We start from the raw sequence: 23,215 nt of genomic DNA, 5'->3' as shown, positions 1-23,215 counted from the left end.
AAAATTTGGGATGCCATTGATCATGAATAAGATTAGAAAGAAGTTTTTCAATTTGCTGCAAAGGGATGAAAACGTATTTGACTTTGTACAGAATGCAGCAATTGACGGAACTCTGATCTGGGAGCATTCCGATCCGCAAAATGAATGGGCCGATGCAAGGCTCAGCAAATTTCTCGCCCGTTTTTTAAAACTGGAAAGTGAAGAGCAGGCAATTTCTGAGCTGGTAGGTAGCGTACAGTTCAGCTATTTCCGGGAGAATGCAGCTAACCATTTTTCGCAAAGTGGCGCGACTCACGACAGCACGATCGTTTTGTTCGGTGCCGAAGGGAATATTGCGCATATACAGGTACGTTCTCTCGCTTTCTCGGATCCCGGGACAAATGCGCGCTATATCCTCACGGCGTTTGAAGCAACAGACAGGATCACCGGAGCGCCCGTTAGTGAAGGTCGCCTCTACCATACTTTTCTGAGTAGTCAGACAGTGTACGTCGCGGGAATTGATCTGGCTGGTAATTATGTGTATGTCAATGATTTTTTCTGCAAATCATTTCAGCTCGATCGCCGGGATGTTCTCGGCGTTTCGTCTATATCCGGCATTGTTCCGCAGGATATAGAAAAATGCGTGAGCACCGGTGCCCGTTGTCTCACGGTTCCCAATGTGCCGCATCCTGTCAAGCTCAGGAAGTATTGTTCAAATGGCGGGATCAAAACGACACAATGGGAATTCACGGGAATAACGAATGCAGCCGGAGAAGTAACGGAGCTTTTCTGCGTTGGCTATGATATAACCCAGCAGGTCAAAGTGGAAGAAGACCTGTCTGTGCTGATATCCAACATGCAGGATGTGCTTTTTACAGTCAACAGAAAAGGCGTTTTTACATATGTATCGCCAAGCTGGACAACTACTTATGGGCACCCGATCGAGGAGACTGTCGGGCATTTGTTTTCAGAATTCATTCACCCCGATGACTTCGAAATCTGCTACAAGGCTCTCCGCGAAACCATCGAAACGGGCCAGCCGCTGCCTGGCGGAGTGGAGCACAGGATCAGGCATCGCGACGGAAGCTGGTCATGGAGTAACACCACAGCCAATGTGGATCCAACCAGCCAGGAGATCATTCTCACGAGCCACAACATCACCGAGCTGCGCAACTCGCGCGAAAGGTTAAGAGAGCTGGCCATTGTGGCTTCCAATACAACCGATTACATTGTAATTACCGACGGAAAAGGACTTATTACCTGGGTAAATAAAGCCTACGAGCAACGCTCGGGGTACAGCCGTAAAGAAGCACGGGGCCAAAAACCGGCGGATCTGCTGAAAGGTCCTGAAACCGACCTGGCAACAATCGAACGCATTTACAACCGCAGCAAAGAAAAGCTGGTTGTTGAAGAAGAAATCCTCTGCTATTCCAGAACGGGAGAGAAGTTCTGGATCGACCTGAAAGTAATCCCCGTATTTAACGAAGACGGGGTTTGTACAAACTATATCGCGATCGAGCGGGATATCACCGCCCGCAGAAAGTCCGCTGACGAGCTGCAGCGGATCACCGAAATGCTGGAACAAACCAACCACGTCGCATTGATCGGCGGGTGGGAGCTTTATCCTAAAACAAGCGAGCTGTACTGGTCTTCCATGACCCGGCAAATGCATGAAGTCGATGAAGATTACCAGCCCGATGTGGCCACCGCGATCCATTTCTACAAGGAAGGAGCGAGCAGGAATGCAATCGAGGAAGCGGTGAAGGAGGGCTTGCTGCATGGTACCGGCTGGGACCTTGAACTTCAGATCGTGACAGCGAAAGGCAATGAAGTTTGGGTGCGCACCATCGGGAAAGCAGAAATGAAGGACGGAACTTGCGTGCGCCTTTATGGTGCATTTCAGGATATTACTACCAAAAAGAAGGCGCAGGTGGAGATTATGCATTCGGAGGCGAAGTTCAGGAGCCTGTACGATTCCACCAGCGATGCAGTGATGCTTTTTAACAGAAGCGGTTACCTGGATTGTAACGAAGCTGCGTTGCGGATGTTCGGGTTGGATTCCGTTGAAACTTTGCGGCAGATGGAGCTGGGCGATTTGTCAAGCCGGGAAGATGAAGAACAAACTGCAGTGCGTGTCTCCGGCTTCCACATCGATTCTGTCTACCAGAAAGGAAGCCACAGCTTTGAGTGGGTTTACCGGAGGTTTGGCAAAAAGAAGGAAAGCTTCATCGCCGAAGTACTGCTGAATTCGATCAATGTAAATGATCAGGATATTATACAGGCAGTTATCCGGGATATTACTACCAGGAAACGCGCCGAAATGGAGCTGCTGGAAGCGCGCGAGCATGCAGAGGCAGCCAGCAAGCTAAAATCTGAATTCCTGGCGAATATGAGCCACGAGATCAGGACACCGCTCAATGGGGTCGTAGGGTTTACGGATCTGCTGATGAAGACCAATTTGGACGAGACGCAGCAACAATATATGTCGATGGTTTTTCAGTCGGCGAATTCGCTCCTGGATATCATCAACGACATTCTTGACTTTTCGAAAATCGAGGCCGGAAAACTGGATCTCACATTGGAGAAAACCGATCTGCTGGAAGTATGCGGCCAGGTATCAGATATGGTAACTTACCAGGCGCAGCAAAAGCAGCTGGAAATGTTGCTGAATATCCCGCCGGAAATACCTCATTTCGTCTGGGCCGATCCGCTTAGGTTACGCCAGATCCTGGTTAACCTGCTCAGCAATGCAGTCAAATTCACGCTCACAGGTGAGATCGAACTGAAAATCGAGGTGTTGACCAAATCGGAGCCGGACCGTTATACATTCCGGTTTTCGGTGAGAGATACCGGTATTGGAATAGAGCCGCAGAATCAGCGGCGGATCTTCGAAGCATTTTCGCAGGAAGATTCTTCAACGACCAAACGTTTCGGCGGCACCGGGTTGGGACTTACCATTTCCAACCGGCTGCTCGGCCTGATGAAGAGCCACTTACAGCTCGAAAGTGACGTTGACAAAGGCAGTACCTTCTTTTTTGACGTGACATTCAGCGCCGTGGAAGGTCAGGATCTGTTTGAATGGGAAAACGCGGAGGATGTAAAGAAGATACTGATCGTGGACGATAACGAAAACAATGGGAAGATCCTGCGAGAAATGTTGTCCAACAAGGCCATCGGATCAACTTATGCCAGAAGCGGGCAGGAGGCGCTCGACTTGCTTACCAGCGGAGAAAGCTTCGACGTAATTTTGATGGATTGCAAAATGCCCGGAATGGGCGGCGTCGAATCTATCCGGAGGATGAGGGAATTACAGGTACCCGGCGCTGAGCAGCAGCCTGTCGTTCTGCTCAACGATTCTTTTGAAGATGAGATGCTGAATGCAGTTCGTGAGGAGCTGAACGTGCAGCATTTTTTGCTCAAACCCGTCAAGATCCAGCAGCTTTTTTCGGCGATTTCCAGTTTAGGTAAAAAACAGGAAGTTGCCCCGCAAAAAGAGGAGCCGACGATTGAACACGAGATTAATGATTCACCTATAACGGTGCTGATTGCAGAAGATCACCTGATTAACATGTTGCTGGTCAAATCGATGCTCCTGAAAATTGTACCCAATGCAAATATCATAGAAGCGGCTAACGGGCGTGAGGCAATCCATGCTTTTCACAAAAACAAGCCCGATATTATTTTTATGGACATTCAGATGCCGGAAATGAATGGATACGAAGCCGCGCGCGGTATTCGCGACCTGGAACAAAACAGCCACGTACCGATCATTGCGCTTACCGCTGGCACTGTGGTAGGAGAGAGAGAAAAGTGCATTGAGGCAGGAATGGACGATTATTTGACCAAGCCGGTATTAAAAGATACATTGGAAGAGGCTATTTACAAATGGCTGATCAAGACGTAATAGCCCCGGATGCATAGATCTCTTACATCACTCTTTCTTATTGTCTTCATTTTCGCAGCAAATCTGGTTACAGCTGCGGCTGAACCGGTTGTTTCAATGACCGGTAAAAAGCTGCGCACCACACAGCTCAATGATTTATTTGAAAAAGCCGACAATTTCACCACAGGCTCGCCCGATTCGCTGCGCTGGATAGCTGCATTGATCAAAAAAGAAGGAATGCGGCTGAATGATGCGCGTGCAATTGTGCGCGGAACCCGCTATCATGCGCAGGCATTGTGGCGGCTTGGCAACCACAAAGAGGCTATGCAAATGGCTATACTGGCACTGAAAGACGCCGAGAAGTGGAAACTGACCGGCGAAATCCCGGATATTTACGCGGTAATCGGGAATTTGCATAAGGAAAAAGCCAATTATAGCATGGCGCTTGCCTCGGTAGACAAAGGTATGTCCGTTGCCAGGAAGAACAGGGACACTGCCTCCGTGATTTATATGGCGCGGCTCGAAGCGATGTTTACGCAGGGCCTGGGCTCTGACAGAGAAGATACCGCATTGATCCACAAATCACTGAGAATGCATCTCGAGGGGCTTAAACTCGCCGAATCTTCGGAGCGTTTTGAAAAACAAAGGATTGGGTATTATAACAATATCGCGCAGGCTTGCGTGAAAAGGGGTGAGCTGGAACAAGCGCGTTTTTACGTCACCAAAGGCATTGATCTTGCTAAAAAATACAACCAGCAATTGTCGCTCACCTACTCCTACACGTGGCTTTCGCAGGTGTATATGGGCGAAGGCGACCAGGAGAACTGCATTCGCTACTTGAAAGAGGCATTGAAGATCACCCAAGACCTGAAAAATCCCTTCCGTGAAATGGAGGTAAACCGCTACCTCTATCGCGCATTGAACAAAATGAACAGCTATAAGGATGCATTAGAGGCTTATACCCGGTACATTGAGATCCGCGATTCGCTTCGTGTATTGGAGAACGTGCGGCAGATAGGGGAGATGCAGGAGCAATACGAGGCCGGGAAAAAAGACCAGCAGATCAGTACGCTGGGTGAGATCAACAAAGTTAAGACACGGGAAACGATTTGGGCGCTAACCGGCCTTTCAGTGTTCTTGCTGCTGTCTGTATTCATGCTTTTTCAATACCGGACTATCTCCAGGGCCAACCAGGAGCTTGAAAGTAACAATGCAAAGATCAATGAGCAGGCCGAAAAGCTGAAAGTACTGATGAAAGAGCTCCACCACCGCGTGAAAAACAATCTGCAGACGGTATCCAGTTTGCTCAGTTTGCAGTCCAGCCGGCTGACCGATGATGATGCAAGGAGCAGTATGCAGGCGGGGCAGCAGCGCATTGAAGCTATGTCGCTGATACACAAAAGCTTGTACAGGCAAGATGCAGTCAACCTGGTGGATATGAAGGAGTATATGGGTAATCTGATCGACAGCGTTATGCAGAGCTTTGGTGTTGCGCCTGCCGACCTGGATTTGCGTGTGGAAGTTTCTGTTATGGAAATTGATATTGATATCGCGATGCCTGCGGGGCTGATTGTCAACGAGTGGGTCACCAATTATTTCAAGTATGCTTATAAAACCACCACTGAACCGCGATTATCTGTTATATTGGAATCCCAGATGGAATCCCGGATGGAGCCAAGAATAGAATCCACTGGTGTGCTATTCCTGCAGATTGTCGACAATGGACCGGGCATGAGCCTGGAAAAGTGGAAGAAGCCTTCCGGGTCATTTGGGATGAAGCTGGTGCAGGTACTTGCCAGACAACTCGATGCGAAATGCAGGGTGGACGTTTCCGGAGGAACGACATTTATAATGGAAATTCCCACCCCGGTCGATGCGGGCAAGCAGGTAAAAGCTGCCTGAGAAAAAGTTGCACTATGAAGAAATCAATCAAAATTCTGGTCGTCGAAGATGAAGGTATTCAGGCAATGGGGCTTGAAGAAACGCTTGATCAGGCAGGGTATGAAGTTGTGGGCATTGCCGACAATAGTGAGGAAGTACTCGGCTACGTGAATAGTGAGGAGGTGGACGTGATCATTATGGATATTCACATCAAAGGAGATATCGACGGCATTGACACCGCGCTCCGGGTCCGCGAAATCAAATCCGGCATCCCGATTATTTATCTTACTGCTTATATGGACCAGGAAACGGTCCGGCGCGCGTCTGAAACCCACCCCGCGGGCTACATTACAAAACCTTACCGCCAGGCACAGCTGCTCAGCAGTATTGAAGCCGCAGTTCAGCAGCTGGAATAAAAAAAGGAATTCCGGCCAGTCCGGAATTCCAAAGATGATCGTTGCTGGGGTATCCGGACTAGCCGTTCACAACCTGCCCGCCATTGGGGTGAAGTACTTGCCCGCTCATGTATGAAGCATCGTCGCTTGCCAGGAAAACGTAACAAGTTGCAACTTCACTCGGCTGTCCGGGGCGTTTCATAGGAGTATCTTTTCCGAATTTCTCCACACGTTCCGAATCAAATGTGGCGGGGATCAATGGTGTCCAGATCGGGCCTGGCGCAACTGCATTTACGCGGATACCTTTCTCCGACAAGCTGCCTGCCAGTGATCTGGTATAACCTACGATAGCGCCTTTTGTTGAAGAATAATCCAACAGGCTCGGGCTGCCGTGGTATGCAGTTACAGAAGTGGTATTGATAATGCAATCTCCCTCACTCAGATGTTCCAGCGCAGCCTGCGTGAAGTAAAAGAATGAGAAAATATTGGTAGAGAACGTGTCTGAAAGCTGCTGCGCCGTTATTTCCCGGATATCATCCTTAGGGTGCTGCTCGGCCGCATTGTTGACCAGTATATTCAATTTTCCAAACTCGCGCACTGTTTGGCTTACGGCATCTTTGCAAAAAGCCTCATTCCGGATATCTCCCTGAATCAGCAGGCAGGTTTTCCCCTCTGCTTCCACCAGAGATTTGGTTTCAGCGGCATCCTGGGTTTCATCAAGATACACAATAGCCACGTCAGCGCCTTCTCTTGCGAAATGCACCGCTACTGCGCGGCCGATTCCGCTGTCTCCGCCGGTGATCAGGGCTGTTTTTCCCTGCAGCTTGCCACTTCCGCGGTAATTTTCACGGATGATTATCGGTGCGGGATCCATTTGCTGTTCGATTCCGGGCTGCTTGTCCTGCGTCTGCCCTTTGGTATCAATGTCGTAATTCATGATAAGGTTTTTTATGTTGATAAATGCGAAAGCCACCCCCTTCAAAAACGATATGCCACGTGCCGGAAGTTGCCCAAACTGTGCTGACGTTGATCAGTGTCAGGCAGATATTCCTGTAATGAGTAAAGAATTTCACAGTCAGGGCCAGGTTTTCTGATATGGAAAGTGCATTTGCTAATACCGATATGCACCCCAAAATGTCCCGGCACAATTATATTGATCACGGGGCAAAAAAGATTCTAAATCGACAAAACATGGCTACGAAGAAGGTAGTAATCATCGGCGGAGGCTTCGCTGGTATCAATTTGGCGCAGAAGCTGGCCAAAGACAAGCAATTTGACATTACACTGGTGGATAAGAATAACTACAATTTTTTCCCGCCGTTACTTTATCAGGTCGCGACCGGATTTCTGGAAGCTTCCAATATAAGCTATCCATTCAGGAAGTTTTTTCAGGAAAAATCAAATCTGCGGTTCAGTCTCGGCTCCTTTAAAGAGGTAATTCCTGCCGAGAACCGCGTTATTACAGATACGGGGGAATTGTACTATGATTACCTGGTGTTTGCCACCGGAACCGAAACCAACTATTTCGGAATGGAGAACGTGAAAAAGAATGCGGTTTCCATGAAGACGGTCAAGGATGCATTGACATTGAGAAACCACGTACTGAAAACCAAGGAAAGAGCCACCAAGATCACCGATCCGGCCGAGCGGCGGAGGGTACTTTCCATTGTGGTGGCGGGAGCCGGTCCCACTGGCGTAGAAATATCGGGTATGCTTGCAGAGATGCACAAAGGCATTTTCAAGAAGGATTATCCGGAACTGAACCGCGACGAAGTGGAAATATACCTCGTTGATGCGCTACCTACCGTACTTAATCCGATGAGCAAAAAAGCGCAGGAAGAAACACTGGAAGAGCTGAGAGGGCTCGGGATCAAGGTGCTGCTGGATCACGCCGTGAAGGATTATGACAATGGCGTAGTCACGTTTGCAAATGGAAAAACGATCGAAACTGAGACGCTGATCTGGACTTCCGGCGTAGTGGGCGTTGAGCTGCCTGGCCTGCCTAAGGAGGTATTCGGACGTGGGCGGCGCGTGCTTGTCGATCGGCATAACAAAGTAAAAGGGTTTAGCAACATATATGCTCTGGGTGATATCTGCTTGATGGAAGGCGACACTGACTTCCCGAACGGTCACCCGCAACTCGCGCAAGTGGCCATTCAGCAAGGCAGGAACCTGGCTAAAAACCTGCGCCTGTTGCAGGAAGGGAAACCGCTCGTTGAGTTTTCTTACAAAGACAAAGGGTCAATGGCCATTATCGGGATCAATAAGGCAGTGGCAGATCTGCCCGGTTTGCATTTCAAAGGTTTTATAGCTTACTTTCTATGGCTGGTGGTGCATTTATTCTCGCTTATCCGCTACCGTAATCAGGTTAAAACGCTTTACAACTGGATCGTCGCATTTTTCACCCGGGATCAGTCGCTGCGCTTTATACTTGATACCAAGCCAGAAGAGTGACCATGCCAACTGCCAGATGAAATCTAACAGTGTTATTCTCCTCAATTAAACCCTATGCTGCAAAGTATTACCGACCATTCAGAGCACCCCTTTGAATGGTTGGATATAATAGATCCCGATCAAAAAGAACTTGACGAGCTGACCAGCAAATATGCATTGCACGAATCGTCGATAAAAGACTGGCTGCAAGCCGACCACTTACCGAAATTCGAGTACGTGGGCAGCTACGCTTTTATCATTTTCAGGGTACACGCTGAGCAGACTTCCGTTGAAGCCGATACGGTAACGGAACTGACAAACAAGGTGGCGATTTTTATGTTTGAAGACAGGGTAATCACCCTGCACAAGCACGCATGGTCGGGCCCGGAGCAGATTAAGGAGACGCGGTTTAGCCAGCATGCGTGTGAAAATACGCACCAGCTGGTTAATGAGATCGTGAAAGTTTGTCTGAGCACCTACGAGCAGCCCTCCGCCAGGCTTACCCGCGACATCGAGTATTATGAGGAAAATATGTTCCTGAAAAACCGCAATACGCTGCTGTTGAAAGGGCTGTATTATTTACGGAGAAAAGTGGAAGTGACCCGGCGCGTAATTATGCTTTCTCATGATATCATCGAAAGGATCGACTCGCCGGAAGAATCCAATACCTACACCCGAGATACCCGCGACCTTTACGTCAAGCTGCACAGCATCTACGATACGCTTTTCGAGAACGTAAACCAGCTTGTAATGATCTACTTTTCCATTTCCTCACAGCGGACAAACGACATTGTTCGGGTACTTACCGTCTTTTCCGTATTCTTCATGCCGCTGACTTTCATAGTAGGTATTTACGGAATGAACTTCAAGGTAATGCCGGAGCTGGAATGGAGATATGGGTATCCCGCAGTGATGATCCTTATGGCGGCAATCACAGGTGGTATTTATATCTGGTTCAAGAAAAGAGGCTGGCTTTAAGACCCGCGTTTTACCCCCTTATTGAGTTGTCACTAAAATATGAGAAAACTTGTTCTTCCAGGTTGCTTTGCCGCATTGCTGCTTACGCTGGCCGGACTGGCAGTTGCAGTGAATGCATCTGCATTCGCCATTCCGAAGGCGCCTTCCAACCTTACCTCCGTGGCGGTATCGCCCAGCCAGATCAATCTAAGCTGGACCGATAATTCTGCCGATGAAATCACATTTGAGCTGGAAAGTGCGACTGACGGGGTCAAATACACTAAAATCGCTGATTTAAAATCTAACGCTGTTAATTACATTCATGACAGTCTGACTGCTGCTACGAAATACTGGTACCGGCTGCGGGCTAAAAATGCGAACGGGTACTCTGTTTATTCCAATGTAGCCTCTGCTACGACCCTGCCGCCTGTTGTTACGGTTCCAAAACCGCCTTCTGCGCTTGTTGCTACACCAGTTTCGGGATACCAAATAAACCTCGCATGGACAGACAACGCCAATAACGAAACTGCCTTCGAAGTGGAAAGCTCCATCGATGGTGTGAAGTTTGAAAAGATTGCAGACGTCGCTGCAAACACTCTTATATATCAGCATACAGGCTTAAAACCAGCCACACGGTACTGGTATCGTGTACTTGCCAAAAACACAGCCGGGAAATCTGCTTACACCAGCATCGTTCTCGCGGTAACCTTGCAGGTGGCGCCGGCTGCTCCGGACAGTCTTACCGGAACTGCCATTTCTCAGACTCAGATCAATCTAGCCTGGGCCGATCGGTCGGACAACGAAACAGGCTATCAGCTGGAACGATCCACCAACGGATCCACTTTCACCAAAATCGCTGACCTTTCTGCCAACGTGACGACTTATCAAAACACCGGTCTCATTGCAGGCACGCTTTACTACTATCGGGTCCGTGCGGTCAATGCGGCCGGCGCCTCACCTTATAGCGGCGCAATTTCAGTGCGGACATTTAATATTCCGGTTCCCGACCGGCCCGCCGACTTCAACGCCGTACCGCTCGCCCCACAAATTGTGCAGCTCAGGTGGACTCCCGTTACCGGCAATGCAGTTTCAGTGGTTATAGAAAGGGCGATGGCAGCGGACGAAAATTTTGTGCAAATCGGCACGGTACCGGCTGCGGTTTCACAATTTCAGGATACTTCCAAGCTCGAAAAGGTAGATTATTTCTACCGGATCAAGGCGGTGAATGCAGGAGGCAGCTCACCTTATAGCTTGATTTCGATTGTTCGCGCCGGTTCCATTATCACAGGCACAAAGGATCCGCAGGTCGAGAATAGCATCTACACTTTCGGGCGCACGTTGGTTGTGAATGCCAGGCTGACGGGTAAATGCCGGATTTCGGTCTTCGATATTTCAGGAAGGAAGCAGAAGGAGGTAACGACACTGATCCCAACAGAAATCAATCTGAATGGACTTTTTGCGGGCATTTACATCGTGGTGATCGAAGGTGGTAAAGAAGTAATATCCAGGCGGATCTGGCTTTATTAATAAAAAATCATTTAAATGAAAACATCTATCCTCACGCGATTGGTTGCTGGTTCGGTGCATTTGGCGGCTGCACTCACTTTGATGCTTTTAGGCCCGGGTGATGCATTTGCGCAAAAGAAAAAATACGTTGTCAATGGCTATGTAGGCGGCTTTCGCGGGCTGGTGAACACGGGGGAGATTGACGCTGAAAAGCTGACGCATATCAATTACGCATTTGTGGATGTAAAGGATAGTTTGGCGGTACTTACCAACCTTGCGACGGACAGTACCAATTTCAGGAATTTAAATGCATTGAAAACCAAAAATCCGGATCTCAAAATCCTGATTTCAATCGGTGGCTGGGCGTGGAGTGAGAACTTTTCTGATGCTGTACTTACTGAATCATCCCGCTTGAAATTTGCGAAATCCAGTGTCGATATTATCCGGCAGTACAATCTCGATGGTGTCGACATTGACTGGGAATATCCCGCCATGCCCGGTGAAGAGGGCAATGTTTACCGACCGGTGGATAAGCAGAATTTTACATTGATGTTCAAAGCGATACGCGCTGAGCTCGATATGCTGGAAAAGGAAAAAGGACGGAAGTTCCAGCTTACCACTGCGGTAGGAGGTTCCAAATCGTTTTTGGAGAATACTGAAATGGGCCTCGTGCAAGCTTTTACAGACTACATCTTCATCATGACTTACGATTACGGCGGCAGGAATGGGACTGTTGGCCACCACACTAATTTGTACGATTACGATGCAGAAGGCTCTTCGGCCGATCGATCAGTGAGGAATTTCATGGCAGCGGGGGTACCTGCGAGCAAAATTGTGCTGGGAGCTGCATTCTACGGAAAAGGATGGGAGGCTGCTTCGGCTAAAAACAACGGACTAGGAGAAGCCCGGGTAAAGTCAGTTCAGGGAGGCGGCTATACGAAGCTGAAAGATACACTGATCAACCAGAACGGGTACAAAAAATATTATGATAAAAAGGCAAAAGCGCCTTATTTATTCAACGATTCAACAAAAGTCCTGATCACTTACGAAGACGAAAAATCGATCAGGCTGAAATGTAAATACATCAAAAAGCACAATTTAGCCGGTATCTTCTTCTGGGAATATTTCAGTGATCCCAAAGAATACCTCCTTAATGAAATCAGCAGGAACCTGGATTGAAAATCAATGCGATACCAGGCTCAGCAGGTCATTTTTGCTAAGGTTTTTTAAAACTGCATTATCCGTCTTGATCAGGTCGTTGGCGAGATCTTTTTTCGTTTTCTGCAACTCCATAATCTTTTCCTCAATCGTATCAGGACAGATCAGCCTTACCGCAATCACGTTTTTATTCTGTCCGATCCGGTAACTCCTGTCTATCGCCTGATTCTCAACAGCGGGGTTCCACCAAGGGTCCACGAGGTACACATAATCCGCCTCAGTGAGGTTTAAGCCCGTTCCGCCTGCTTTGAGGCTGATCAGGAAAACGCGCACATTTTCATTGTTCTGAAAGTTCGTCACACGGGCTTCGCGGTCGCGGGTCTGGCCTGTGAGGTACTCAAATTCAATGTCCCTGCTGATCAGTTCCGTTTTGATCAGGTCGAGCATGGTTACAAACTGTGAGAAAACAAGGATCTTGTGCTGTGGCGACTTACTTTCTATCTGCTCCACCAATGCATCGATTTTTGCAGATGCAGTTCCGTAAAACAGATCATCATTGAGCAATGCAGGAGAGTTGCATATCTGCCGCAGCTTGGTCAGTCCCTGCAAAATGTGAAGCGTTTCCCGCGGTATATCCACTTCATTGCGAGTATTCAGGAATGTGAAGAATTCCAGCTCATACGCATTGTAAACTTTCCTTTGTTCTTCGCCCATTTCGCAATAAAGCACAATCTCGGTTTTGTCCGGCAGTTCCGTAGCAACCTGCTTCTTCGTCCGCCGGAGAATGAAAGGATTGATCCGCCGCTGCAATTCCCGCGCGCGCTCGTTGTCTTTGAACCGGTCGACGGGCGCGGAGAAATGGTTTTTAAACTGTGTTTTGCTGCCCAGCAATCCCGGGCATGCGAACGAAAGTTGCCCGTACAAATCGAATGTATTGTTCTCCACCGGCGTACCTGTCAGCACAAGTTTATTGCGCGATTGCAGCAGTCTCGCCGCTTTATACCGCTGCGATTCAGGGTTCTTGATTGCCTGCGATTCATCTAGAATCACATAGTTAAACATGAATTTTTTGAGAAAATTCACATCTGAAAGCAACGTGCCGTAGGAGGTCAGCACGATATCGAAGTTCTCAAAGTCATTGATCTCCCTTTGTCTGTCAGCGCCGTAAATGGTCAGCATTTTCAAATCCGGGGCAAATTTCTCCACTTCCGCCTGCCAGTTGAATATCAGCGAGGTAGGCACTATGATCAGGCTCGTGCTTGGGCCGCGCTTTTCCTTTTGCAACAGAAGAAATGCGATAATCTGGACTGTCTTGCCGAGCCCCATATCATCGGCCAGGCAGCCGCCAAAGCCGAATTCGTCGAGAAAGTTGAGCCAATTGAGTCCCTCCTGCTGGTATTTGCGCAGTGTGGCTCGCAGCCCGGCGGGAATTGCAACCGGCTGAATTGTTTCAAAATCGGTAAGGTTGGTCTTGAAAAAGTCGATTTGCTCGCGCACTTCACGTGTAAGTACTTCGGCTTCATAGAGCTCGCTGATCGCCACAAAGCTGCTTTTGGGCATTCGGATCGTTTCTTCCGCAATTTCGCCTACTTCAAAGAATTTAGTGAATTTTGCCAGCCAGTCCTCAGGCAGAATGCCCATAGTCCCGTCGCCGAGCTCCACGTATTTGGTGCGGTTTTTCACTGCTTTGTGCAGGTGTTTGAGTGTAACCTGCTGTTTTCCAAACTTAATGGAGGCTACTGTATTGAACCAGTTGATCCCGCTCACCACACTGACCGATATCTTCGCCTTGTTCAGGTTCAGGCGGTTTTTACCCAGCGCATTGAAACCAAGAATGCTGATACCCTGGTTCTGCCATTCCTCAAATGCATCCGGAAACCAGTTTTCATCCAGGAATTGACCCCGATGTAAATAAAAGAAGTCTCTGCCTTGCTGATCTTCAAAGTCGGGATGCTGACGCACAATCGCGCTGATAAACCGGAGCTCTTCATCAGCGTTTCGCGCCACCGTAAATGGGTTCCCGTGACTATCCACCGAGTAAATCTGTTTTTTTGAAAACAACGGTACCTCAGCCTGTCCGTATCTCACGACCGGGGTGATCAATACATAATTTCCAAAATCTTCCAGGTAAACAAGCTTCTTGACGTCCGTATGAAAGCCGGTTTCCTCGCGCTGGCTGGCAGTTGCAGTTTTAAGAAAGGAATACGTGATTTTAATCCTGTTTTCGAGCTTATCCAGCAAGCCCAGGCGAAATGCTTCGAATTTGGACTCGTGAATGTAGATCTTCTGGTTATGTTGTCTGAAAAAATGGATGGTCTTCAGGATATCTTCCCGGTCAATCAGGTACAGATCCCGGATATATAGTACGAAATAGTCAAAACGCAGCTCTACTTTTTCCAGGTCGAGATAGATCCCGTCGAGAATCAGTTCGCCTGAAATATGGAAAAACGGCTTCTTCTGGTCGATCCGTAATTGCAGATCAACGGGTACCTGCTGTAATTTGACCGGGACAACCGAGGCTGCATTGATATTTTCAGAAACGTCGGGATTGTGGTAGCAGAAATCTGCATTAACAGGATTTTTAACCAGCGCCCTTAACCCGGCAACGTCGCTTTCGAACTGTTTCTTGCGAAAGTTATTCTGGAAGCCGGCAATAGCGGTGAAGAATTTGACAGCATCTGTATTTTCCGTTTTCCATATCTGTTCAAGTGGGTTCAACGGTAAGATCGGGTTTTTGATCTTCCCGTCACGCGTGGTTGCGGCTTCATACAGCTCGGCGAAGAAGTTTTCATAATATTTATTATGGCCGAGCACGACGAGCTGGCGCACTTCTTTGCGCTGGTCGCTCTCCGGCAGCATTCTCGAAGTGGAAGGCAGGAGGCTGTCACCCAGCATTGTTACCGAGTGATTGTCTACCGGAAGCAGTTCTTTAAGCCTGGGCTTTATCAGCAGTTCGCGGTTGGTATAGGTCAGCAGAAAGTACGTATCCAGGTCCGCTTCGTTTTCCAAACCGTAATCCACTGCTACTTCGCGTATCCGGGCTGTTCTTAATTTTTGATCAAAAAACACACGCAGGTCTTTACGCTGTAAGAGGTTATAAAGGATCTGAACCTGGTGTTCACATAATTTCTTCTTGGGCTGGCCGCATCCGCAGTAAATCTGAATGAGGCTAGCATTCTGTTTTACAATGACCTTGTTGAGCTCGCCGCTGAGCCCCTGCAGTTTGAAGTTGGCATAATGAATGTCAATCTCCGCAGGCTGAATCTCAAAATAGCCCCGCTTACCGGTATCGGGCATTGTGGCACAATTCTGCAGAATGTGGCTGACAGAAAAATTGCCTGTATCAAAATTGGGTAGTATAAAGTTATGCAGGCTCGGGCGCTCAGTTTCCGACGGCTCATTGTTTATCATGAAGCAAAATAACCAACTAATGTCTAAACCCGAAAAGAAATACGGTGCTGGCAATTTTAGCCGGAAATTGCCGTAATTGAACCGTGGCAATTGCCGCGCAACTTGTGATACTTAACAACAGCAAATATGGAAATCGGAATAGCAGCTGACCACGGCGGATTTGATTTAAAGGAACAGCTCAAATCTTACCTGGCCTCCAAGGGATACTCGGTTAAAGATTATGGCGCATTTGAGCTTGACAATCAGGATGATTATCCCGACTTCGTGGTTCCATTGGCACGTGCAATTGTGAGCAATGAGGTAGAGCGGGGCATTGCCGTTTGTGGCAGCGGGGTAGGCGCTTCGGTGGTGGCCAACAAGGTGGCAGGTGTGCGCGCTGCATTGATTCAGGATCATTTTTCGGCGCACCAGGGTGTGGAGGATGATGATTTGAACATGCTTTGTCTTGGCGGGCGCGTCACCGGAACCAACGCGGCGCAGGAGCTGGTTGAAGCATTTCTGGAAGCAAAGTTCACCGGCCTGGAACGACATAATCGCCGCCTTGCAAAAGTCAAAGATCTTGAAAAAAATGGCTGAGCAGCGTGCTGGTGCATTTTTGGCATTATTATTTTGCATTGTCGCGGTAATGAAAAATTCGACTCGCTACCATTTCGCAAAGCTTGCCGCATTCCTCTTACTTGTATTTTCTTCCCCGGTCATTGCGCAGGATTCCACTTCGAAAGCAATCAAAATATTGCCTGCCGACTCGGTTGCGGGTTCCCGACCGGATACTTCGCTGCGGCCGAAGCAGGTTTTGATCGACACGATCAGGTACCGGTTCGCGGGGGACGGAAATTTCACCAGAGGCAATGTGAACCGCAGCCTGATGGTGCTGCGGGCGGAGCTTATTTTTAGCGGGCCAGTGATCAATGTGGCTTCCAACCCACGCTTTACGTATGGGAAACAAAGTGGCATCCTCGCAGAACGCGACGGCTATGTAGACGTTTTTGTCGATGTATTTAAAAAGCGGCGAACTTACGTATTCGGATTGGGCGTACTCGAAAACAGCAACCTCCGCCGCATTGATGTGCGGCAAATGGCGGGTGCCGGAATCGGATACCGCGCGGTTAAAACTCCGAAAAACGACCTGAGTGTGACGAATGCGATCTTGTACGAGTCCACCAATTTCGCTGAGATACCAACTGTCACAACGATCCGGAATTCTTTTCGGGTAAAAGGAAAGCATTCCTTTGCCCAGGATAAAGTGCGCATTAACCACATTACTTTCCTACAACCGGCATTGAACGATATTTCCAATCTCCGGTGGAACACCATCGTTTCCGTGGAGCTGCCGCTCAACAAGTGGATCAGTCTGCGGACCAGCTTTGAAAATTCTTACGAAAGCGTCGTAGAGGCCACGAGGAAGCGTAATGATTCACGCATTACGTTCGGTATTTCGGTAGGTAACAAGTAGTCTGACTTGTAGGGGACCAAGGGGTAATTCAGAATAGTACATTATATATGAAGAAAATGTGCTTTTATCGTCATCACATCATTCAATCCAAGCATGAAAGATCCACAGGATAACCGCCGCCAGTTCCTCAAAAACTCTGTCCATTCAGCAGCCGGCATGATGCTGCTTCCCGGTTTGACCGATAACCTAATCGCAAAGCCCGTAGTAAGGGAGCATGCGCAACCTGAACCTGTAATGAGTATGCCGCCCAGAATCAAGTTTTCGGTGATCGGAATGAATCACGGTCACATTTATGGCCAGGTAGAGGCAGTTACGAGAGGGGGCGGAGAGCTGATCTCATTTTATGCCAAAGAAGAAGATCTCGCAGCTGCTTTCGCTAAAAGGTATCCTAACGCAAAACAGGCGAAAAGCGAGGCGGAAATATTGGATGATAAAAGCATTCAGCTGATACTGAGCTCGGGAATACCTGACGAGCGCGCACCGCTGGGTATCCGCGTAATGAAAAGCGGAAAGGATTACATGGTGGATAAACCGGGTATTACCAGTCTCGACCAGCTTGCGCAGGTACGCAAGGTACAAAAGGAAACCAAGCGCATTTACTCCATTATGTACAGCGAGCGACTCGAAAACCGCGCGACGATCAAGGCGGGCGAGCTGGTAAAGGAAGGCGCGATCGGAAAAGTGGTGCAGACTATCGGACTCGGGCCGCACAGAATGAATGCGAAAACGAGACCCGAATGGTTTTTTGACAAAAAGCGCTTTGGCGGCATTATCTGCGATATAGCTTCACACCAGTTTGACCAGTTCCTGTTTTTTACAAATTCCACAAAAGCAGAGGTGGTTGCCTCCCAGGTAGGAAATGTAAACCACCCGCAATATCCCAAGTTCGAGGATTTTGGCGACGCTATGCTACGAGGGAACGGAGGGTCTGGTTATATCCGGGTTGACTGGTTTACTCCTGACGGACTTAAATCCTGGGGCGACGGCCGGCTTACTGTGCTGGGTACCGAAGGATTTATAGAAATACGTAAAAACATCGACATCGGCGGTCGGGAAGGAGGTAACCACCTGTTTTTGGTTAATAATAAGGAAACGGTTTATGTGGATTGCAGCAAGACGGAGCTCCCTTACGGCAGGCAGCTGGTAGATGATGTACTGAACCGGACTGAAACCGCGATGTCGCAGGAGCATTGTTTTCTCGCCACTGAACTTGCATTGAAAGCGCAAAAGCAGGCCCAGAATGTTGCCGCGGTGAGCTAAACGCCATCTATACCGAAAAAACCCTGACTCGTCGCCGAGCCAGGGTTTTCTTTTGTACTAACTAATGCTATTCGGACAATGTTTTGAAATCTTCTTCGGAAAGCTCAATTTCACCTGCTTTGAGGTTTTCCTGCAAATGCGTCAGTGAGCTGGTTCCCGGGATTAGCAGAATGTTCGGCGCACGTTTTAATAGCCAGGCCAGTGCGATCTGCGCAGTAGTCGCTCCGTGTGCAGTCGCAATTTTCTCGATCTTGTCCTTCATTTTGTCTGGTCCGGAAGCGAGCGGGAACCAGGGGATAAACGCCATTCCGCGTTGCACCGTGTAATCCAGCACACTTTCCCATTGCCTGTTACCCAGGTTATAAAGGTTTTGAACAGAAACAATCGGTACTACTTTCTCTGCGCGCTCGATTTGCGCCACGTCTACTTCTGAGAGTCCTACAAACCTGATCTTGCCGGCATTCACCGCGTCGACGACCGGGCCGAGTGTCTCTTCAATCGGGAACCTGGAATCGAAGCGGTGCAGCTGCCAGAGGTCGATCACGTCGAGTTTAAGCCGCTTTAAGCTGCCTTCGATAGCTTCGCGAATGTGTTTCGGGTCTCCGTTTACCGGCCACTGGTTCGGGCCGGTTCTTTCGAGTCCGCCTTTGGTGGCGATCAGCAGGTTCTCAGGATAAGGGTGCAGCGCCTCGGCAATCAGTACTTCGTTGGTATGCGGACCGTAAGAATCTGCCGTATCAATAAAGTTGACTCCTGCCTGCAATGCAGCCTGCAATACCTTCTTTGCATTTTCACGGTCAGGCGCATCGCCCCATACACCGTGGCCAGTCAGCTGCATACCGCCGTATCCCAGACGGTTAATTTCTATTTCTCCACCGATGCGGAACGTAGCCGGATTTTGTGTTGTGGTGCTCATTATGTGAATCAATTAATGTTCGTCTTGGAAGCATCAACAAATCCCACGCCAAAATGAATCATCCTTTATGCGTAGCGTGGCATAGTTTTAATCTTTTCAGGGTAAAAACTCAGAGCTATGGACACGGATATCACAATCTACGAAGCACGCGCAAAAGAACTGATCGGCGAGATCAAGAAGATCATCGAGGTAAAAGCACTTGACCTTGACAAGGCGCTGGAAGAGGCTGGTATCTCCAAGGAAACAGCAGACAATATTCTGAATAACGGAGGTATCCCCTCCCTGTCCGAATTTCTGGCGCTTTGCCAGATCTCTGGAATGACGATCCATACACCTTCTGTGGAGACTCCGAATACGCCGATGTAAGCAGTATTTTTCTTCTTTTTTGCGACATTGATCTGCACAAAAGCAGCTTGAAGTCAGCCGTTTAATCATTTATGAAAAAAATTTTGAAGCTAATTCAAAATTTTTTTTCGTTTCCGGCCTGTCCACATCAGGAATTTGCCCGAAAAAAGGGTGTTGGTAAAATCCACTCAGAACAAAATTCCGGTAAAAGAGCCAAGTGCCAAAGACTATTCCAATGTGAACGTAAGGTTAACATTCACGTCAGCAAGGTTACTTACACTGCCAAATCTTATTTGAGCCAAATAAGCCGATCTGATCTATTTTCACGAAACATATATTTGAATAGTACCATTTCATGAGCCGACTTTTTAGTTGGTTTGGTATATCGTTTCAAGGTTTTTGACAGAACATTGTATTGTAATGAATGTCAATGAACGCTATTTGACAAAATATTGTAGTATATTTGTGCTGTCAAATGAGAGACAAATCACAAGAACCAATAAATAAGAAGAACAATGAAAAATGCAAAAACAATGATAGCTACTGCCATGATGGTTATGACTATCGCAACTTATGCCAATGCGAACAATGCTACATATACAACAGAAGAGAAAACTAAAGTAGGCGTGTCGTCTGCGGCATTGCCCGCTTCGCTTCCTGCTTTGGAAAGCCCGGCTCCACAAAAGGATAAATTGACAACTGACACCAATAAGCACAACGCTGCTCAGAAAGCAGCAATCGTGGGACTTCAATTGAAAAGCAATTCAGCTAAGTAATTGAACGGACCTTTTACAGAGGTCATTAAAGTTTAAGTAAAAAGGGGAGAAAATTTCTTCCCTTTTTTTGTGCCCAAAATTGCCTATCTGTCAAATTAACAAATGAACCAGTCGCTCGAACAGTGTTTTTTTATACCTTGAAGACTATTTCACCCATTGCATTTACAAATGAAAACCCTGCTGAAGCTTTTGCTTATTGAAGACGATCCTGGTGTAATCTCCGTAATTCAACGCGGGCTTTCGGCCTCAGGGCACGAGATTGCGGTGGCGATGGACGGGCAATCGGGTATGCAAATGGCGCTTCAACATGCATTTGATATTGTGATCCTTGATCTGATGGTGCCAGTGATCAACGGTATGGAGGTGTGCAGGCGGCTGCGTAGTGCGCAGTTTACCACACCGATTTTAATGCTGACTGCATTGGGAACTACTGAAAACATCGTGTCGGGACTGGATGCAGGTGCTGACGATTACATGACGAAACCCTTCAAACTGGCCGAGCTCGAAGCCAGGCTCCGCACGCTGACCAGGCGCGGCCGCGAGCCGGAGCGGAACGACGGCATTCTGAGCATTGGGGACCTGGTACTCGATAAGGTTACTAAAACGGTGAAGCGGGGGTTGAATACGATCGATCTGACCGCAACCGAATTCCGCCTGCTCGAATACCTGCTTTCCAATACCAACCGCGTATTGAACCGGATTGAAATCCTCGAAAATGTATGGGATATCAATTTCAATCTGGGTACCAATGTAGTGGACGTGTATATCAACTATCTGCGTAAGAAAATCGATAAAAACCACGATGTTAAGCTGATTCATACCGTCTTCGGAATGGGCTACGTCATTCGTCAGTCTCATGAAGATTCAAAATAAGATAGCGCTGATCTTCACGGTACTCTCGGCGAGCATTATTTTGGCTTTGAGCATCTTCGTTTACGTTTTCGGCTCAGAAAGCATTTCCGCCAGCTTTTTTCACCGGCTCGAAGTGCGGTCCGACATTATCGGCCATGCGGTGCTGGAAGAAAACGAATCAAAAAAGCCGATTTACTACGATATCAAACAGCGCCATTTGGGTGACCTGCCTTTTGAAAAGCACCGCATCCTGCTCTCATTGAATGACGAGGGCGTGAAGAAGAAGCTGCCGCTTCCGCAGGTTTTTTACGACGAGCTTGCTAAAACAAGGCAGGCCCGCTTTTTCGAAAGCGACACAGCTTATGTGGGCCGGTACATTGTCAGCGGCAACAGAAAGGTAATCATGATTTCATCGGCAGTCGATTTGTACGGTCTGGCCGAGATGGATAATCTGAAAAACGTGCTGATGATCGGCGTGCTCATTTCGCTCGTTTTTGTTTTTACTTTCGGCAAGCTCTTTTCCTCCCAGATCTTCAAACCGATACAGCGGATTGTCCGCAATGTAAAAGGTATTAACGCGCGCAACCTGCACCAGCGACTGATTGTAGACGATACCGGTGACGATATCCAGGATTTGTCACGCACTTTCAACGATATGCTCGACAGGCTGGAAATTACCTTCGAGATACAGAACAATTTCGTCAGCAATGCTTCGCACGAATTTAAGACGCCGCTCACGGTGATCAGCGCCGAGGCTGAGATCGGGCTTTCTACGCCGGGCCTGTCGGAAAGCGCGCGGCAGTCATTTACAAATATTTACCGGGAATCCGAAAAGCTTGAACATCTCACCAACAGTATGTTAAGTCTCGCGCAAACTGGTTTTGACGGGAAAAAAGAAGAATGGGGTCCATTGCGGGTTGATGAGCTGATTCTTTCCGTGAAAGAAGCAGCAGACAAAATCATCCCCGACAACAAGGTTTCCATTAACTTCGAAAACTTGCCGGAAGAGGAGCAGAAGCTGGTAATTAACGGCAATAAAGTACTCCTGAAAGCTGCTTTCAGTAATATTGTACTGAATAGCTGCAAGTATTCCGACAACCGCCCGGTCCAGGTGTCCATCAGGCACGATGAGACTTATGTGATTGTTGAAGTGGCCGATCAGGGAATCGGGATACCCGACCGGGAAATCGGTCAGATCTTTGTTCCATTCTTCCGCGCCTCCAATACGGAGCGGTACAAAGGCTACGGGATCGGGCTGCCGCTTGCACATAACATTATCCGCATGCATCAGGGTAAAGCCGAAGTTTGGAGCAAAGTAGGTGAAGGAACGCGCTTTAAAACCTATCTCCCGTTCTGTTATCAGGGTCTCTAATCTCGTTTTAATACTTTTAATTCATTCTAATAACTCTCTCACCGTATTATAATGTAGCTCTTAGTGCAGCCTAATAACTCTGCCGTAACATTGTATCACTGATTTAATCAGCAAAATCATTGTTAATCAAACCGATAGAGTTGTATGAAAACTGTAATGATTCCGACGGATTTTACAAATGAGGGTATTCAGGTTGCAGAGACAATTGTAAGAGATTTGAATGAAGATGTGAAGCTGGTGTTTACACACCTCTTCCACGTTGCAGACGACATACAAGACCTGCTATTCTCAAATGCCCGCGAAAAAGAGTACGAATTTGTGTCCGAACAGTTTTGGGCCGACTGTCGCGCATTGAAGAGAGACTATTCTGACAAGCTGCAAAGCATTAAAATTGACTTCTTCTACGGCAATAAGATCGCCGGATTGAAAAACTTCCTCGAATACCACGAAGCAGACTGCATTGCCTATTCTGAACAATATGGCTTTCCCAAACTAAACAAAAGCAGTCTCGATGCACTCCCGGTTTTAAAAAAATGCGGCATTCCAATGGTGAATGCTGATTTGATCAGTGTGACTGCCTTTGCCCACGCAAACAGTATGCAGTGATTTCGCGTCCAGAGAATTTGTGATCATGATAA

General features: G+C 48.0%; 18 protein-coding genes. 15 read left to right on the top strand and 3 right to left on the bottom strand.

Annotated elements, in window-relative coordinates; translation table 11 throughout:
• The first annotated feature begins 22 nt into the window (after positions 1-22).
• The 3 genes from Q369_RS0107860 to Q369_RS0107850 are packed head-to-tail and all read left to right on the top strand — an operon-like array spanning position 23 to position 6,159.
• Positions 23-3,883, top strand: coding sequence for a PAS domain S-box protein (locus Q369_RS0107860; RefSeq protein ID WP_031527255.1), 3,861 nt, complete (start codon positions 23-25; stop codon positions 3,881-3,883).
• 9 nt (positions 3,884-3,892) lie between these two features.
• The gene (locus Q369_RS28285) at positions 3,893-5,764 is read left to right on the top strand and encodes a tetratricopeptide repeat-containing sensor histidine kinase (protein ID WP_031527254.1); all 1,872 of its coding nucleotides are present in this window, start codon (positions 3,893-3,895) and stop codon (positions 5,762-5,764) included.
• 14 nt (positions 5,765-5,778) lie between these two features.
• Positions 5,779-6,159: a response regulator gene (locus Q369_RS0107850; protein WP_031527253.1), complete on the top strand. Its 381-nt coding sequence runs from the start codon at positions 5,779-5,781 to the stop codon at positions 6,157-6,159.
• A 58-nt stretch (positions 6,160-6,217) separates the two neighbouring features.
• Here Q369_RS0107850 and Q369_RS0107845 read toward each other — a convergent pair whose 3' ends face one another.
• Entirely contained in the window at positions 6,218-7,075 is an 858-nt protein-coding gene (locus tag Q369_RS0107845) for an SDR family oxidoreductase (RefSeq protein ID WP_031527252.1), read from the bottom strand.
• A 254-nt stretch (positions 7,076-7,329) separates the two neighbouring features.
• On the opposite strand from Q369_RS0107845, the gene Q369_RS0107835 reads away from it, so the two are divergent.
• From Q369_RS0107835 to Q369_RS0107820, 4 genes are read left to right on the top strand one after another with little or no spacing between them, the layout of a single operon-like run.
• Complete coding sequence (locus Q369_RS0107835; RefSeq protein WP_031527251.1) at positions 7,330-8,592, top strand: NAD(P)/FAD-dependent oxidoreductase; 1,263 nt, start codon at positions 7,330-7,332, stop codon at positions 8,590-8,592.
• A 54-nt stretch (positions 8,593-8,646) separates the two neighbouring features.
• The gene (locus Q369_RS0107830; protein ID WP_031527250.1) at positions 8,647-9,549 is read left to right on the top strand and encodes a magnesium transporter CorA family protein; all 903 of its coding nucleotides are present in this window, start codon (positions 8,647-8,649) and stop codon (positions 9,547-9,549) included.
• 39 nt (positions 9,550-9,588) lie between these two features.
• On the top strand, positions 9,589-11,055 hold the full coding sequence (locus tag Q369_RS0107825; protein ID WP_051663963.1) for a fibronectin type III domain-containing protein: 1,467 nt from the start codon (positions 9,589-9,591) through the stop codon (positions 11,053-11,055).
• Positions 11,056-11,070: 15 nt separating this feature from the next.
• Positions 11,071-12,213 (top strand): glycoside hydrolase family 18 protein, encoded by a 1,143-nt coding sequence (locus tag Q369_RS0107820; RefSeq protein WP_084165673.1) that lies wholly within the window; start codon positions 11,071-11,073, stop codon positions 12,211-12,213.
• A gap of 3 nt (positions 12,214-12,216) precedes the next feature.
• Here the strand turns inward: Q369_RS0107820 and Q369_RS0107815 are convergent, their stop codons facing one another.
• On the bottom strand, positions 12,217-15,489 hold the full coding sequence (locus Q369_RS0107815; RefSeq protein ID WP_229206769.1) for a DEAD/DEAH box helicase: 3,273 nt from the start codon (positions 15,487-15,489) through the stop codon (positions 12,217-12,219).
• A gap of 240 nt (positions 15,490-15,729) precedes the next feature.
• On the opposite strand from Q369_RS0107815, the gene Q369_RS0107810 reads away from it, so the two are divergent.
• From Q369_RS0107810 to Q369_RS0107800, 3 genes are all read left to right on the top strand, one after another.
• The gene (locus Q369_RS0107810) at positions 15,730-16,179 is read left to right on the top strand and encodes an RpiB/LacA/LacB family sugar-phosphate isomerase (protein WP_031527246.1); all 450 of its coding nucleotides are present in this window, start codon (positions 15,730-15,732) and stop codon (positions 16,177-16,179) included.
• A gap of 49 nt (positions 16,180-16,228) precedes the next feature.
• Entirely contained in the window at positions 16,229-17,056 is an 828-nt protein-coding gene (locus Q369_RS0107805) for a DUF481 domain-containing protein (protein ID WP_031527245.1), read from the top strand.
• 93 nt (positions 17,057-17,149) lie between these two features.
• Positions 17,150-18,316: a Gfo/Idh/MocA family protein gene (locus Q369_RS0107800; RefSeq protein WP_031527244.1), complete on the top strand. Its 1,167-nt coding sequence runs from the start codon at positions 17,150-17,152 to the stop codon at positions 18,314-18,316.
• Positions 18,317-18,383: 67 nt separating this feature from the next.
• Here Q369_RS0107800 and Q369_RS0107795 read toward each other — a convergent pair whose 3' ends face one another.
• Entirely contained in the window at positions 18,384-19,232 is an 849-nt protein-coding gene (locus Q369_RS0107795) for an aldo/keto reductase (RefSeq protein ID WP_031527243.1), read from the bottom strand.
• Between the two features lie 117 nt (positions 19,233-19,349).
• Between Q369_RS0107795 and Q369_RS0107790 the strand changes: the two genes are divergently transcribed.
• From Q369_RS0107790 to Q369_RS0107770, 5 genes are all read left to right on the top strand, one after another.
• Entirely contained in the window at positions 19,350-19,598 is a 249-nt protein-coding gene (locus tag Q369_RS0107790; protein ID WP_031527242.1) for a transcriptional regulator, read from the top strand.
• A 494-nt stretch (positions 19,599-20,092) separates the two neighbouring features.
• On the top strand, positions 20,093-20,353 hold the full coding sequence (locus Q369_RS0107785) for a hypothetical protein (protein WP_031527241.1): 261 nt from the start codon (positions 20,093-20,095) through the stop codon (positions 20,351-20,353).
• Between the two features lie 180 nt (positions 20,354-20,533).
• Positions 20,534-21,226, top strand: coding sequence for a response regulator transcription factor (locus Q369_RS0107780; protein WP_031527240.1), 693 nt, complete (start codon positions 20,534-20,536; stop codon positions 21,224-21,226).
• The gene (locus Q369_RS0107775; protein WP_031527239.1) at positions 21,210-22,577 is read left to right on the top strand and encodes a sensor histidine kinase; all 1,368 of its coding nucleotides are present in this window, start codon (positions 21,210-21,212) and stop codon (positions 22,575-22,577) included. The genes Q369_RS0107780 and Q369_RS0107775 overlap by 17 nt, the downstream gene beginning before the upstream one ends.
• 144 nt (positions 22,578-22,721) lie before the next feature.
• On the top strand, positions 22,722-23,183 hold the full coding sequence (locus Q369_RS0107770; RefSeq protein ID WP_031527238.1) for a hypothetical protein: 462 nt from the start codon (positions 22,722-22,724) through the stop codon (positions 23,181-23,183).
• Positions 23,184-23,215 lie beyond the last annotated feature (32 nt).

Origin of the sequence: Dyadobacter crusticola DSM 16708 (assembly GCF_000701505.1) — a bacterium.
In the GTDB taxonomy this organism is placed as follows: domain Bacteria; phylum Bacteroidota; class Bacteroidia; order Cytophagales; family Spirosomataceae; genus Dyadobacter; species Dyadobacter crusticola.
Note: the sequence above shows the minus strand (reverse complement) of the source record. Positions and strands in the feature narration are given on the sequence as shown.

Bases quoted from the DNA above. Each gene is read 5' to 3' on its own strand.
- Q369_RS0107775 (WP_031527239.1), top strand. From the start codon at position 21,210: ATGAAGATTCAAAATAAGATAGCGCTGATCTTCACGGTACTCTCGGCG.
- Q369_RS0107820 (WP_084165673.1), top strand. From the start codon at position 11,071: ATGAAAACATCTATCCTCACGCGATTGGTTGCTGGTTCGGTGCATTTG.
- Q369_RS0107770 (WP_031527238.1), top strand. From the start codon at position 22,722: ATGAAAACTGTAATGATTCCGACGGATTTTACAAATGAGGGTATTCAG.
- Q369_RS0107785 (WP_031527241.1), top strand. From the start codon at position 20,093: ATGAAAAATGCAAAAACAATGATAGCTACTGCCATGATGGTTATGACT.
- Q369_RS0107790 (WP_031527242.1), top strand. From the start codon at position 19,350: ATGGACACGGATATCACAATCTACGAAGCACGCGCAAAAGAACTGATC.
- Q369_RS0107825 (WP_051663963.1), top strand. From the start codon at position 9,589: ATGAGAAAACTTGTTCTTCCAGGTTGCTTTGCCGCATTGCTGCTTACG.
- Q369_RS0107830 (WP_031527250.1), top strand. From the start codon at position 8,647: ATGCTGCAAAGTATTACCGACCATTCAGAGCACCCCTTTGAATGGTTG.
- Q369_RS0107835 (WP_031527251.1), top strand. From the start codon at position 7,330: ATGGCTACGAAGAAGGTAGTAATCATCGGCGGAGGCTTCGCTGGTATC.
- Q369_RS28285 (WP_031527254.1), top strand. From the start codon at position 3,893: ATGCATAGATCTCTTACATCACTCTTTCTTATTGTCTTCATTTTCGCA.
- Q369_RS0107845 (WP_031527252.1), bottom strand. From the start codon at position 7,075: ATGAATTACGACATTGATACCAAAGGGCAGACGCAGGACAAGCAGCCC.
- Q369_RS0107795 (WP_031527243.1), bottom strand. From the start codon at position 19,232: ATGAGCACCACAACACAAAATCCGGCTACGTTCCGCATCGGTGGAGAA.
- Q369_RS0107805 (WP_031527245.1), top strand. From the start codon at position 16,229: ATGAAAAATTCGACTCGCTACCATTTCGCAAAGCTTGCCGCATTCCTC.
- Q369_RS0107850 (WP_031527253.1), top strand. From the start codon at position 5,779: ATGAAGAAATCAATCAAAATTCTGGTCGTCGAAGATGAAGGTATTCAG.
- Q369_RS0107815 (WP_229206769.1), bottom strand. From the start codon at position 15,489: ATGCCCGATACCGGTAAGCGGGGCTATTTTGAGATTCAGCCTGCGGAG.
- Q369_RS0107800 (WP_031527244.1), top strand. From the start codon at position 17,150: ATGAAAGATCCACAGGATAACCGCCGCCAGTTCCTCAAAAACTCTGTC.
- Q369_RS0107860 (WP_031527255.1), top strand. From the start codon at position 23: ATGAATAAGATTAGAAAGAAGTTTTTCAATTTGCTGCAAAGGGATGAA.
- Q369_RS0107810 (WP_031527246.1), top strand. From the start codon at position 15,730: ATGGAAATCGGAATAGCAGCTGACCACGGCGGATTTGATTTAAAGGAA.